The 13,914-nt window shown below is 61.7% G+C and carries 9 protein-coding genes; 7 read left to right on the top strand and 2 right to left on the bottom strand.

What is annotated here, in order from left to right:
• Window positions 1–199 precede the first annotated feature (199 nt).
• Window positions 200–1,534 carry a DEAD/DEAH box helicase gene (locus tag Q0349_RS00170; protein ID WP_298078688.1) on the bottom strand — a complete coding sequence of 445 codons (1,335 nt, stop codon included), beginning with the start codon at window positions 1,532–1,534 and terminating at the stop codon, window positions 200–202.
• Between the two features lie 145 nt (window positions 1,535–1,679).
• Between Q0349_RS00170 and Q0349_RS00175 the strand changes: the two genes are divergently transcribed.
• The 7 genes from Q0349_RS00175 to Q0349_RS00205 all read left to right on the top strand — a co-directional run bounded on the left by Q0349_RS00175 (window position 1,680) and on the right by Q0349_RS00205 (window position 13,330).
• The gene (locus Q0349_RS00175; protein WP_298078690.1) at window positions 1,680–1,916 is read left to right on the top strand and encodes a hypothetical protein; all 237 of its coding nucleotides are present in this window, start codon (window positions 1,680–1,682) and stop codon (window positions 1,914–1,916) included.
• Between the two features lie 17 nt (window positions 1,917–1,933).
• A complete protein-coding gene (metF, locus tag Q0349_RS00180) occupies window positions 1,934–2,776 on the top strand; it encodes a methylenetetrahydrofolate reductase [NAD(P)H] (RefSeq protein WP_298078691.1) in 843 nt (280 codons plus the stop codon).
• Window positions 2,752–4,311 carry a murein biosynthesis integral membrane protein MurJ gene (gene murJ / locus Q0349_RS00185; protein WP_298078692.1) on the top strand — a complete coding sequence of 520 codons (1,560 nt, stop codon included), beginning with the start codon at window positions 2,752–2,754 and terminating at the stop codon, window positions 4,309–4,311. The genes metF and murJ overlap by 25 nt, the downstream gene beginning before the upstream one ends.
• Window positions 4,312–4,315: 4 nt before the next feature.
• The gene (locus tag Q0349_RS00190; RefSeq protein ID WP_298078694.1) at window positions 4,316–6,226 is read left to right on the top strand and encodes an autotransporter assembly complex family protein; all 1,911 of its coding nucleotides are present in this window, start codon (window positions 4,316–4,318) and stop codon (window positions 6,224–6,226) included.
• Entirely contained in the window at window positions 6,223–10,347 is a 4,125-nt protein-coding gene (locus Q0349_RS00195) for a translocation/assembly module TamB domain-containing protein (RefSeq protein ID WP_298078696.1), read from the top strand. The genes Q0349_RS00190 and Q0349_RS00195 overlap by 4 nt, the downstream gene beginning before the upstream one ends.
• Window positions 10,348–10,464: 117 nt before the next feature.
• Complete coding sequence (locus Q0349_RS00200; RefSeq protein ID WP_298078697.1) at window positions 10,465–11,346, top strand: transferrin-binding protein-like solute binding protein; 882 nt, start codon at window positions 10,465–10,467, stop codon at window positions 11,344–11,346.
• Between the two features lie 79 nt (window positions 11,347–11,425).
• On the top strand, window positions 11,426–13,330 hold the full coding sequence (locus tag Q0349_RS00205) for an ATP-binding cassette domain-containing protein (protein ID WP_298078699.1): 1,905 nt from the start codon (window positions 11,426–11,428) through the stop codon (window positions 13,328–13,330).
• Between the two features lie 9 nt (window positions 13,331–13,339).
• Here Q0349_RS00205 and Q0349_RS00210 read toward each other — a convergent pair.
• A partial coding sequence (locus Q0349_RS00210; RefSeq protein ID WP_298078701.1) for a methyltransferase domain-containing protein occupies window positions 13,340–13,914 on the bottom strand: 575 nt, incomplete at its 5' end.

Consider the following 13,914-nt stretch of genomic DNA (forward strand, 5'->3'; position numbering starts at 1 on the left):
TGCAAGGTTGGGCAATGGCTGGACAGGGGAATGGATTTGCTACAGGCGGTGGAGCAGGCTTTTATTGGGTATATTATTTAGGGTGGATGGCTATAACGATACTCACAGCCTTCTGAACAAGACGCCCGCCTGACCGGGCTTTGTGAGGATTGCTATAAAAAACCGCGCTTCGGCGCGGTTTTTCTTTTTGGGTAACGGCTTACTGGTTGCCGTTGGGTTCGTAGTTGCCGCCTTTGTGGCGCGGGGTTCGGCGGCGGTGGCTTTCCGGTTTGTTGCCGCGCAGCTGGCGGTTGCCGTTGCGGGCGAGGCGCTCGGTTTTTTGTTCGTTGAGCGCTTGCAGCGCCTCGTCGCTCGGCGGGATGACGTCGGCGAGCAGCTCTTCGTCCAGCGGTGTCACCGGCAGTTTGTTGTGGATGTAGTGTTCGATTTCCGGCAGCGAGTACACGTATTCTTCGCAGGCGAAGCTGATGGCGGTGCCGGAGGCGCCCGCGCGGGCGGTACGGCCGATGCGGTGCACGTAGTCTTCGGCGACTTGCGGCAGGTCGTAGTTGAAGACGTGGGTGATGTCCGGGATGTGCAGGCCGCGCGCGGCGACGTCGGTCGCAACGACGATGTTTACCGCGCCGCTCTGGAAGTCCTTGATGATTTTTTCGCGTTTTTTCTGCGGGATGTCACCGGAGAGGGCGGCGTTGGGGTAGCCGTTCGCTTCCAGCACGATGGAGAGGCGCTCAAGGTCGCGCTTGGTGTTGAGGAAGATCATGCTGCGCGCCGGTTTGTCGCGGTTCAAAAGGCCGATAAGCAGCGGCGTTTTTTCGTGGCGCGCGGTGTGGTAGAGGATTTGGGTGATGTTGTCGGCAGTGGCGTGTTCGCTTTCGATGCTGACGGTTTCCGGCGCGTTGAAGTATTCGTAGGCGAGCTCCTGCACTTTTTGTGCCATCGTCGCGGAGAAGAGGAGGTTCAGGCGTTCGTGCGCGGGCGGCATTTGCCGCAGGAGGTAGCGCACGTCGTCGATGAAGCCGAGGTCAAACATCCGGTCGGCTTCGTCCAGTACGCATACTTCGATGTTTTTCAGGCGGATGACTTTTTGTTTGTAGAGGTCAATGATGCGCCCCGGCGTGCCGATGATGATGTCTATCGGCGCGTTTTCGAGCAGGTTGCGCTGGTGTTCCATGCTGACGCCGCCGTAGATGGCAAGGCTGTTCAATCCGGTGTAGGCGCCGATTTGGTCGGCGTCTTTTTTGATTTGTACGGCGAGTTCGCGCGTCGGCGCTAGCACGATTGCCCACGGCCCTTTGGCTTTGGGGTGGACGGGGTTGGTGAGCAGGTAGTGGTAGAGGGAGATGAGGAAGGCAGCGGTTTTGCCGGTTCCGGTCTGCGCCAGTCCCATTACGTCGTGGCCGCTTAAGGTCAGCGGCAGGGTCTTTTCTTGTATCGGCGTGGTGTGGGTGAGGCGGTTGTCTTCCAGCGCTTCTTGTATGGCCGCATGGATGGGCAGGCTGCTGAAAGCGGTCGCGGTGGTGTGGTTTTCTGCCATGTAGTCTCTCTGTTTTTTAAGGTTTTTGGTGTGCGGATTATACCATTTTTTCATTTTCCGGCGCGTCGCGCCCGCGCTACACGCGGCGGAGCCGCTCTGCTATACTGCGCCGCCGTAATTTTCTTTTCCGGTCAGGCTTTGTTTCATGAACAGATTGTTGTTTTTTGTGTTGTTTCCGCTCCTGTTGCAGGGTTGTTCCCTGTTTCGCAGCGAGCAGCGTCTTTATGAGGTGAAGATGATGGCGGGCGATGTGCTTTATGCCACGAGTTCTCCGAAAAAGGATGCCAAGGGTTTTTATCGTTTTAGTGATGTGAACGGGCGCGATTATAAGGTCAAGGATAATTTGATTCTTTATATCAAACCGGCCAAGTTCAAGCGTTAATTCTTAAGGAGTGTTTTGTGTCTGTTGGCAGGGTTCCGCTCAGTTGCGAGTTTTTTCCGACGGCGACGCCGGAGGGCGCGGAAAAGTTGGCGGCGGTGCGCCGTGAGCTTTCGTATTTGCAGTGCGAGTATTATTCGGTGACTTACGGCGCGGGCGGCAGTACGCGCGACCGCACGATGAATCTGGTGGCGCGGCTGGTCGCGGAGAATGGCCCGCCGGTGATGCCGCATTTGACTTGTGTCGCTTCCACCGAGGCGGAGGTTCGCGCGCTGCTCGATGAGTATCAGCAGTTGGGCATTTACCGGCTGATGGCATTGCGCGGTGATATGCCTTCCGGCGCTTTTGAGAATGCGGGTTTTTCGACTGCCAAACATTTGGTCGCTTATGTGCGCGAGTTGTGGGGCGAGAAGGCGCGGATTTTTGTCGCTGCCTATCCTGAAGTGCATCCGCGCGCGCATACGCCCGCCGAGGATTTGCGTGCTTTTCACGAGAAGGTGCAGGCGGGCGCGACCGATGCTGTCACCCAGTATTTTTTTAATGTTGAGGCGTTTTTGCGTTTCCGCGATGATGCGCTGGCGCTCGGTATTGATATTCCGATTGTGCCGGGCATTATGCCCATCAGCAATTTCACCCAGTTGAGCCGGTTTTCGGACGCCTGCGGTGCGGAAATCCCGCGCTGGCTGCGCAAGCGGTTGGAAGCGTTGCAAGATGATTTGCCCGCGCTCTGCGATTATGGCGCCGATGTGGTCGCCGGTATTTGTGAGCGGCTGATTGCCGAAGGCGTGCCATCGCTGCATTTTTACAGTATGAACCGTGCCGATTTGATTGGCGCGTTGTGTGCGCGTTTGGGCTGGTGCTGATGGCCTCGCTCGGTCGTTCGTCTGCCGTGTTCGCCGCGATGACGCTACTCTCGCGCGTCCTCGGCCTGCTGCGCGATATGCTGGTCGCGCGCTATTTTGACGTCGCCGTCACCGATGCCTTTTACGCCGCGCTGCGCATTCCCAACACGCTGCGCCGCTTTTTCGCCGAAGGCAGTTTTGCCAACGCTTTCGTCCCCGTCTTTTCCGCCACCCGCACCGAACACCCGGAGCAGCTGAAGGATTTGTTGCGCCATACCAGCGGCACCCTGCTCGGCATTTTGCTGGCGATTACCGCTGTTGGCGTGCTGTTTTCCGGCGCAATTATCACCCTGGTGGCGAGCGGCCTCGGTGAGCGCCCGGAGCAGTTCCTCCTCGCCAGCGATATGCTGCGCATCATGTTTCCCTACATCCTGCTGATTTCGCTGACGGCGATGGCAGGCGGCGTGCTCAACACCTTCGGCCAGTTCGGCATTCCGGCGCTGACCCCGGTGCTGCTCAATATCACCCTGATTGCCGCCGCCCTCTGGCGGCATTACCACGGCGCGCCTGCTGCAGGACTGTATGGCATGGAGCTGGCCTGGGCGGTGTTTCTGGGCGGCGTGGCGCAACTGGCGCTGCAACTGCCGTTTCTCTATCAATGCGGGATGCTGCTGCGCCCGCGCTGGGGCTGGAAACACAGCGGCGTGCGCCGCATCCTCAAACTGATGCTACCGACACTGTTCGGCTCCTCCGTCGGCCAACTGACCGTGCTGATTAACACCTACCTCGCCTCGTGGCTGGTCACGGGCAGCATCTCCTGGCTCTATTACTCCGACCGCCTGGTTGAGCTGCCGGTCGGCCTGATTGGCGTCGCCCTCGGAACCGTCATCCTGCCGCGCCTGAGCGCACTGCGCGCCGCCGCCGACGATGGCCAGTTTGTGCGCACGCTGGACTGGGCGCTGCGCTGGGGATTCCTTGTCGGTAGCGCTGCCGCCGTCGGCCTGATTGTCCTCGCGCCGTCCATCATCGCCGGACTCCTCTACGGTGGCCGCTTTGACGCGCACTACGTCGCCATGACCACCCTTAGCCTGCGCGCCTACGGCATCGGCGCACTCTTTCACATCATGGTGAAAGTCCTCGCCCCCGCTTTCTACGCCCGCCACGACAGCAAAACCCCGGTCAAGGCGGGCATCAGCGCGATGCTGCTCAACATCGCCTGCGCCCTCGTCCTGAGCCATTACCTCGCCCACGTCGGCCTCGCCGCCGCCAGCAGCATCGCCGCGCTCGCCAACATGAGCCTGCTTCTCTACTTCCTCCGCCGCGACGGCATCCGCCTGAAAACCGCCTCGCTCTGGTTCTTCCTGCGCGTGCTGCTTGCCAATGCCGCGCTCGCATCCATCCTCCTCTACCTGCAAGGCGACGTGGCCGACTGGCTCGGCAAAACCGCCTTCATGCGCCTGCGCGACCTGCTGTTACTGGTCGGCGTCGGCGGCATGAGCTACCTCGCTGTCCTGCTCGCGCTCGGCCTGCGCTGGCGACAACTCCAACCGGGATGACACCATGCACCACAAACCGCTGCTAACCGCACTCTGCCTCGCCCTGCTCAGCTTGCACCTGCCCGCCACCGGCGCAGACAAAAAAAACACCGCTGCCAAACCGGCCGCAGCGGCGGTCAAACGCGCCCCCGCTGCCCCCGCCAAAGCGGCGCCCAAAGCCGCTACCGTCGCCAAACCCGCAGCAAAACCTGCGCTCAAACCCGCCCCGGCGCAGGCGGTCAGCGCTGCGCGCCTTGAAGGCAAAACCATCCGTAACATCGACATCCGTGGCATCCAGAACAGCACCCAGCGCGACAACGCCAAAGTCTATCTCTCGCTGGAAAAAGTCGCGGGCGAAAAAATCGACCAGCCCGACTACGTCCAGTACCTCATCGAAAACGGGCGCGAAGAAATCCGGCGCTCGCAACAGCCCTTCGGCTACTACCATACCCAGGTGGACGTGCGCCTCGAAGACGCCGCCGACGGCCTCAGCGTCATCTACACCGTGCACCAAAACGAACCGACCCGCCTCGGCCAGGTGAACATCCAGGTGACGGGCGAAGCCGAACGCGACGAAAAATTCCGCGAACTGCTCGCCGACAACCCGCTCAAATCCGGCAGCACCCTCGACCACAACACCTACGAAACCTACAAGGCGCGCTTTACTGCGCTGGCGAGCGCGCGCGGCTACTTTGACGGCGCCTTCCGCGAGCACAGTGTCCAGGTCAACCCCGACACCAACACCGCCGACGTCGCGCTCATCTACGACAGCGGCACGCGCTACAGCTTTGAAAACGTCGAATTCAACGACGTGCCGCTCTCGCCCGACCTCTTGCAACGCTTCGTCCAGTTCAAACCCGGTCAACCCTACCTCTCCTCCGACGTCGCCACCCTGCAACAGGATTTACAAGGCAGCGGCTACTTCGCTGAAGCGCTGCTTGGCGACGAACCCGACCGCGAGCGCAAAACCGTGCCCATCAAAGGCCAACTGACGATGGACGAAAACAAACACTACGTCCTCGGCGTCGGCTACTCCACCGACAGCGGCGTGCGCGGCAAATTTGAATTTGACCGCCGCTGGGTCAACGACCGGGGCCACCAGTTCAGCAGCAAACTCTACGCCTCCACCAAAGCGAGCAGCCTCGACACCCTCTACCGCATCCCGGCGGCGAACCCGGCGAGCGACTACTACTACCTCCGCCTCGGCGGCCACATCAAGCGCGACACCTACGACAGCCGCCGCATCTTCGGCGAAGGCGGCTACAACTACCGCACCGGCGACTGGGAGCACCGCTACGGCCTCGTCACCGCCTGGGAAAAATTCACCATCGGCCTCACCGACGGCAAAACCCTGCTCCTCTACCCGCAGGCACAATGGACCTACACCTCCACCAAAAACCGCCTCAACCCCAAAGACGGCTACCAATTCCGCTTCGGCGTGCTGGGAGCGAGCAAAGCGCTGCTCTCCGACGTCAACGTCCTGCAAACCAACCTTGACGCGCGCTACCTGCAAACCCTGGGCGAAAAAAGCCGCCTCGTCAGCCGCGCCGCCCTCGGCGGCACCTGGACCAACGACTTCGACCGCATCCCGCCGAGTATGCGCTACTTCGCTGGCGGCGACCGCACCATCCGGGGCTACACCTTTGAAAACATCGGCACCCGCGACGCGGGCGGCAACAACATCGGCGGCCGCTACCTTGCCGTCGGCAGCCTCGAATACGAATACTACTTCAAGCCCGAATGGGCGGCGGCCGCCTTCGTTGACGCGGGCGACGCCTACATCCACGACCCGAAAATCAAAGTGGGCGCGGGCGCGGGCGTACACTGGCAATCGCCGGTCGGCCCGATCAAACTCGACGTCGCGCACGGTTTTGACAAAAAATACGGCGACAAAGTCCGCCTGCACATCAGCATCGGCGCGGAGCTTGACCTGTGAAGCCCGCGCGACTGGCGCGCGGCCTGTACAAAACCCTCAAATGGCTGTTCCTCGCCACCCTCATCCTCGCCCTCATCGCGGGCGGCACACTCTACTGGCTGCTGGGCAGCGACAACGGCTACCGCCGCCTGCCCGGCCTGATTAACCACCTCACCCCCTACACCCTCGAATACGACACGCTCGAAGGCCGCCTCCTCGGCGAACAGCGCTGGCACAACCTGCACCTCCACGGCGCGGGGCTTGACATCCGCGCCGCCGAACTCCGCCTCAACCTGCGCGCGCGCGACCTGCTCTCCGGCGACATCAACCTCGACGCGCTCCAGCTCAAAGACGCGCAAATCACCCTGCCGCCCGCGAGCGACAGCGCCGAACCGCCGCGCGACAGCACCCCGCCCGGCGCACTGCCGACCATCGACCTGCCCGTCGCCCTCGCGCTGCACAACATCACCCTCGACAACATCGCCCTGCAACAAAACGGCCAACCGCTCATCCACATCCACCACGCCGCGCTCGACGCCGACTACCGCGACAGCCGCCTCACCCTGCAAGGCACCCTCGACAGCGACAAAGGCAAAGCGAGCCTCGACGGCAGCGCCGAAACCCGTGGCGACTACCCGCTGACCCTTGCCCTTGACGCCGACACCCCGCTGCTCCCGCCCGCACAAAACCTGCAACTGCGCTGGCAACAAAGCCTGCTCAAACCACAACTGCGCCTCACCCTCAAAGGCGCCATCAGCGGCGACATCCAGTTTGACGGCGACCTCAGCCCCGACCTGCAACAACTCAACGCCAGCCTCGCCTGGCAAAACCTCGACTACAACCAGCACGAATACCAAAGCGGGCGCGGCAACCTCAGCCTCAAAGGCGGCCTCAGCGCGCTGCACGGCGAACTGCAAGCCGCCTTTGCCGGCAAAGAGCTGCCGCCCGCGCAACTCACCCTCAACAGCGACTACAGCGACGGCAAACTCACCAACCTCGACCTCACCCTCGCCACCCTCGGCGGCAGCGCCCGCTTCCACGGCGACGCCGATTTCAACGGCGCGCCCCAATGGCGCGGCACCCTCGACATCGCCAACATCAACGGCAAAAACTGGCGCCCCGACCTCGACCTGCAACTGGACGGCCACATCCAGACCCACGGCGGCGACGGCCAGGCGCACCTCACCATCGACCGCCTCAGCGGCCACTGGCAAAAACAACCCGTCAGCGGCCAGGGCAGCCTTGACTACGGCGCGGGCAAACTGAACCTCCACGACCTGCAACTGCAACTGGCGGGCAACAGCGTCCGCGCCAACGGCAACGCCGACGCCGCCAGCGCCGCGCTCGACCTGCACATCGCCGCCCCGGCGCTTGACCGCCTGCTGCCCATCATTGGCGGCGACATCAACAGCGACATCCACATCAGCGGCAACCTGCTCCAGCCACAACTGGACGGCACCCTCCGCTGGAAAAACCTGCGCGTCGGCGACCCGAAAAACCCCATCGTCGCCTCCAAACAAGGCAACGCCAGCGGCAAAGGCAAACCCGACCGCCTCGCCGTCACCCTCGAAGGCGACGCGCGCGGCAAACACTTCCCGGCGCTTACCCTCAAAGGCGGCGGCACCCTCGACCCGCTGCACAACATCCGCGACATCAGCCTCGACATCCACAGCCTGCAAGGCAGCCTGCACGCCACCGGCGAAAGCGGCTGGCTACCGCACGTCAGCTGGAACGCCAAAATAGATGCCAAAAACCTCCACCCCAACCAATGGGAACTGCTGAAAGCGCTCGACGCCGAACTCAGCGCCCAGCTTGCCAGCGCGGGCAGCGTAAAAAACGGCAACGTCCAACTCAGCGCCGACATCGCCAACCTCAAAGGCCGCTGGCAAAAACAGCCGCTCAGCGGTCACGGCAACATCATCCTTGACGGCAACAAACTCAACATCAAGGCGCTCGAACTCAAGGCGGGCAACGACCGCCTCATCGCCAGCGGCAAACTCGACGACAAAATCCTCGCGCTGGACTACGACCTCGACAGCAAAAACCTCGCCGCCTACTACCCGCCGCTCAAAGGCAGCCTGACGGGCAAAGGCAAAATCAGCGGCAGCCTGCAAGCGCCGGAAATCCAGGGACAACTCACGGGCAAAAACCTCGCCTACGCCGACCACAAAATCGCCAGCCTGCAAGCGAGCCTCGCCACCAGCCTGAAAAAAGGCGGACGCTTTACCAACCATATCGAACTGCAAGGCGTACAAAGCGCGGGACAAAACTGGAAAAACATCACCCTCAGCAGCGACGGCAACTACGACCGCCACAGCCTCAGCCTGCGCACCACGGGCGGCGACGCCAACCTGCAACTCGCTGCCAGCGGCGGCTTCAGCGCCATAGACACCTGGAAAGGCGACATCACCAGCCTGGAAGCCAGCGGCTACCAAATGCAGTGGCGGCTGCGCCAACGCAGCACGCTGCACATCGCACCCAAACAAATCACCCTGCGCGACTTCTGCCTCGCCGACCAATACAGCGGCCTCTGCCTCAACCTCAAACACGACCAACAAACCGAACTCGACTACCGCATCACCACCCTTGACCCTAAGAGCTTCGGCAAACTCATCCCCGCCAACATCCGCCTCAACACCACCCTGCAAGGCGAAGGCAAAATCACCCGCGCCGCGGGCGGCCAACTGCGCGGCAACAGCGAACTGCACCTCACCCCCGGCAGCCTCAACATCCAGCTCAAAGGCCAGCCGCCGCTCAACCTCGCCCTGAAAACCGCACAACTGCGCAGCCGCTTCACCGACCGCCAGGCCGAAAACACCCTCGCCATCGACCTCGGCGACAGCGGCACCATCAATGGCCGCGCCCTCATCACCGACTACCAAAAACAGGCACTCGCGGGCGAAATCAACATCAACATCCCCGACATCGGCAAATACCGCAACTTCGTCCCCAAAGCGAGCGAAATGCGTGGCCGCGTCAACGGCACCCTGCAAATCGGCGGCACCGCCAAAGCCCCCATCGCCAGCGGCGATCTGCAACTGGACGGCGGCCTCATCAAAATCCCGCAATACGCGACCGAACTGAAAAACATCCGCCTCCGCCTCTCGGCGCACCGCAGCGGCCAAATCGACATCAACGGCGCCATCGGCACCCCGGACGGCAACCTCGACGCCAGCGGCGTCCTCCACCTCGCCCCGACCCAGCTTGACCTGCGCCTTGCCGGGAAAAACATGCTGATAGCGGACGCCAAAACCATGATGGTCAGCATCTCGCCCGACTTCCGCATCACCATCGACCCGGCGAGCGGCATCAACGTCCAGGGCAAAATCACCGTGCCGAAAGCCAACATCTCCGTCCCCGACATGAGCGGCGGCGTAGAAATCTCCGACGACGTCGTCATCGTCAACGAAGAAACCCAAAAAAAGCCGCTGGCGGCGGTCGAACCGCCGGTACCGCTTAACGCCAACATCGAAATCCTCCTCGGCGACAAAGTCTATTTCAAAAACAAAGACGTCAACATCCGCCTCAAAGGCGGCATCACCATCATCGAGCGGCCAAACCGCCCGCTGGCCGCGCGTGGCGCCATCGAAGTGGCGAGCGGCGTGTACGAACTCTACGGCCAGGAGCTGGACATCAAACGTGGCAAGGCGACCTTTGGCGGCGGCAGCATCACCAATCCGACCATCGACATCCTCGCGCTGCGCGACATCGACCGCAAAAACATCAAAGTCGGTGCCGCCGTCACCGGCAGCGTGGAGCGGCTGCAACTCAAACTCACCTCGACGCCGAAAATGCCCGACTCCGCCATCCTCTCCTACCTCCTCTTTGGCCGCGCGCCGGACGGGACGATGGACAACGAAGCGCTGCTACAAACCGCCGCCAGTCTGTCGCTGGGCGGCATCCTCCCCGGCGGCAACATCGGCAAAGAAACCGGGCTGGACGTCTTCGACCTCGGCGTCAGCGGCCTCAAAGCAGGCAAATACCTCGGCAAAGACATGTACGTCGGCCTGAAAAGCAACTTCTTCACCGGCGTCACCGAATTCATCGCCCGCTACCAGTTCACCGACCACCTCAACATCGAAGCGAGCGCACAGGCACAAGACCGCGCCATCGACCTCATCTACGAACTGGAAAAAGACTGAAACCTCACGCCGGATGAAAAAATCCCCAACAAAAGCAGGCGATGCTAGAATGTGTACCGTTCCGTAATGAACGGTACATCCTGAATACAGCAAACCAACGAACACACGGAGTTCACAATGAAAAACAGGAATTTACTGGCGCTGGCCATCTTGGGTGGCCTGCTCACCGCCTGCGGTGGCAGCGATGACAACAACAGCAACAACCCCTCCGACCCGAACGGCGAAAAACCGCTGCGCGGCCCGTCCCCCGGCCTGCAATACCAGCACTGGATTGACCCCACCGATACCGACGGCAGCCACGGCATTAGCGACAGCAATGGCAATCCCCAGGGCGGCAATAACAACGGGGGAAACAACAACGGCGGCAACAATAATGGCGGCAATAATAACGGAGGAAACAACAATGGCGGCAATAACAACAGATCGCCATCTTATAATGAAATAGAATTTAACGGAAAAATCATAACACTACTACCTCCCAATGTTCCGCCAGGTTCAGGAGACTATTATGAAAATAATGATGGCGCTTACCGGAAAATGATTGGTAACCAATTTGGCAACCTGATTTTTGGTGTTATTGTTGACAAGGCTAATGGCAATGCCCGTGCATTTACCCGTGACACCCGTGCAAACGCCTTGACCACCAATATGCCAACTACCGGCACCTTTGACTACGGTGGTACTGCCGTCCATTATGACGTCGCGCGTAAAGAATTCCTGAAAGGAACGGCCTTGATGAAAGTCGATTTCTCATCCGCAAAAAAACTGACCGGTGAAATTAACTTGCCCGGCAGAACCGATCCTGTTCGCCTCTCTGCCGATATCATCGGCAACCGTTTTAGTGGTTCTTCTGATAATCAGGTTGTTACCTCAGGCAGTTTCTATGGTGATGAAGCAACCGAAATGGGAGGTATTTACGGAAAAAACACCTCCAATCCGGATGTCAAGGAATTCATTGGCTCTTTTGGTGCCAAAAAACGTGCTCCGTTTGTGCCATAATTCATAACATCAATACTTGACTCTATACAGGATTGAATGCCCGCGCATTCAATCCTTTTCTTTTTCCAAACCGTCTCCCATGCTCGAACTCCAGCACATCACCCTCTCGCGCAACGGCGTGAACCTCATCGAAAACGCCGACGCCCGTATCCACCCCGGTCAGCGCGTCGGCCTCACCGGGCGCAACGGCAGCGGCAAATCGACCCTGCTCGCGCTCTTGCGCCACGAAATCGACGCCGACAGCGGCGACTACCGCCTGCCGCCGGACTGGCGCATCGCCAGCGTCGCCCAGGAAACCCCGTCGCTGCCCGACAGCGCGCTGGACTACGTCCTCGCCGGACACGCGCCCTATCAGGCGGCACTCGCCGCGATTGCCCAGGCCGAACAAAGCAGCGACGGCCACGCCATTGCGCGGGCGCACGACCAGTTCGCCGCCTGCGACGGCTACGCCCAGCCAGCCCGCGCCGCCGAACTCTTGGACGGCCTCGGCTTCCCGCCGGACGAGCAACACCGCGCCGTTGCCAGCTACTCTGGCGGCTGGCGGATGCGGCTCAACCTCGCCCGCGCCCTCATCGCCCCGGCGGAGCTGCTGCTTTTGGACGAGCCGACCAACCACCTCGACCTGGACGCCATCATCTGGTTGCAGGACTACCTCAAAACCCACCCGGCGACACAAATCATCATCGCCCACGACCGCGAATTCCTCGACGCCCTCTGCACCCGCATTCTCCACATCGAAAACCGCCAACTGCAAAGCTACACGGGCAACTACAGCGATTACGAACGGCAAAACTACGAACAGCGCCTGCAAGCCGACGCCCAATACCAAAAACAGGCGCGGCAGCGCGCCCACCTGCAAAGCTACATCGACCGCTTCCGCGCCAAGGCGACCAAAGCGCGCCAGGCACAAAGCCGCCTGAAAGCGCTGGAAAAACTCGACGCCGCGCCGCCACCGCCGCCCGAAGCCGATTACCAGCTCGCCTTCCAGCCCGCCGAAAACCACCCCAACCCGGCACTCATCGCGCAAAAAGCCCGCCTCGGCTACGGCGACAAAACCATCCTGCAGGAAATCACCCTGCGCATCGCCGCCGACGCGCGCATCGGCATCCTTGGCCGCAACGGCGCGGGCAAAAGTACCCTGATGAAAGCGCTGGCGGGCGAACTGGCGCCGCTCTCCGGCAGCATCGAAGCGCACAAAAACACGCGCATCGGCTACTTTACCCAGCACCAGCTCGATGCCCTGCGCGGCGAACACGACGCCCTCTGGCATCTGCAACGCATCCTGCCGCAAGAAAGCGAACAACAGCACCGCAACCGCCTCGGCGGCTACGGCTTCCACGGCGACAAAGCGAGCGCCCCGGTCGGCCAATACTCCGGCGGCGAAAAAGCCCGCCTGGCGCTGGCGCTCATCATCGCCCAGCGCCCGAACCTCTTGCTGCTGGACGAACCCACCAACCACCTCGATCTTGCCATGCGCGACGCGCTGACGCTGGCGCTGCAAAACTACGACGGGGCGATGCTCATCATCTCGCACGACCGCAGCCTGCTGCGCGTCGCCTGCGACGAATTCCGCCTTGTCGCCGACGGCAAACTGCAGCCGTTTGACGGCGACCTCGAAGACTACCACCGCTACCTGAGCGCCAGCCGCCAGGCGGCGAACAACAGCGCCGCATCCCCCGCCAACAGTGGCGACAGCCGCCAGGAACAAAAACGGCGCGAAGCCGAACAGCGGCAACGCCTGCGCCCGCTGAAACAGGTGGTAGAAGCACAAGAAAAAACCATCGCCAAACTGGAAGCGGCGCTGGAGCAACACAAAGCCGCCCTTGCCGACCCCGCCCTGTACGAAGCGGAGAACAAAGAGCGGCTCAAAGAGACCCTCGCCGCCCAAAGCGAGACGCAAAAAGCGCTCGATGCGGCGGAGGCGGCGTGGATGGAAGCGGCAGAAGCGTTGCAAGCAGCGGAACAACATCCGGGCTGGCCATGACGCGGCGAACTAGTCGCGCACAAACACCGCGAGACTTTCCACGTGCGCCGTCTGCGCGAACATATGCAGCAGCCGGCCACTTTCCATGCGGTAGCCTTTTTGGGTGAGGATGGCGGCGTCGCGGGCGAGGGTGCCGGGATTGCAGGAAACGTAAACGATGCGCGCCGGTGCGTGTTTCGTGTCCAGCGCTGCGCATAGCGCCTGCGCCCCGGCACGCGGCGGGTCCAGCAACCAGCGCCCTGCCCTGCCCCACCCTTGCAGTTGTTTTGGCGTGACGGCAAAGAGGTCGGCGCGACGGAACTGGCAGCGGTCGGCAAGCCCCTGTGCGGCGGCGTTGGCATTCGCACGCGCAACCATTTCCTCCACGCCTTCCAGCCCCAGCACTTCCGCGCCGCTGTGCGCCAGCGGCAGGCTGAAATTGCCGAGACCGCAGAAGAAATCCAGCACCCGCTCACCCGGCTGGAAGTCCAACGCGGCGAGCGCGATGGCGACCAGTTCGCGGTTGAGTGCCTTGTTTACCTGGGTGAAATCGTCCGGCGCGTAAGGCAGAGTGAGGCCGTAAGCGGGCAAGGTGTAGGCGAGTG

The organism is uncultured Cardiobacterium sp. (genome assembly GCF_938028185.1).
Lineage (GTDB): Bacteria > Pseudomonadota > Gammaproteobacteria > Cardiobacteriales > Cardiobacteriaceae > Cardiobacterium.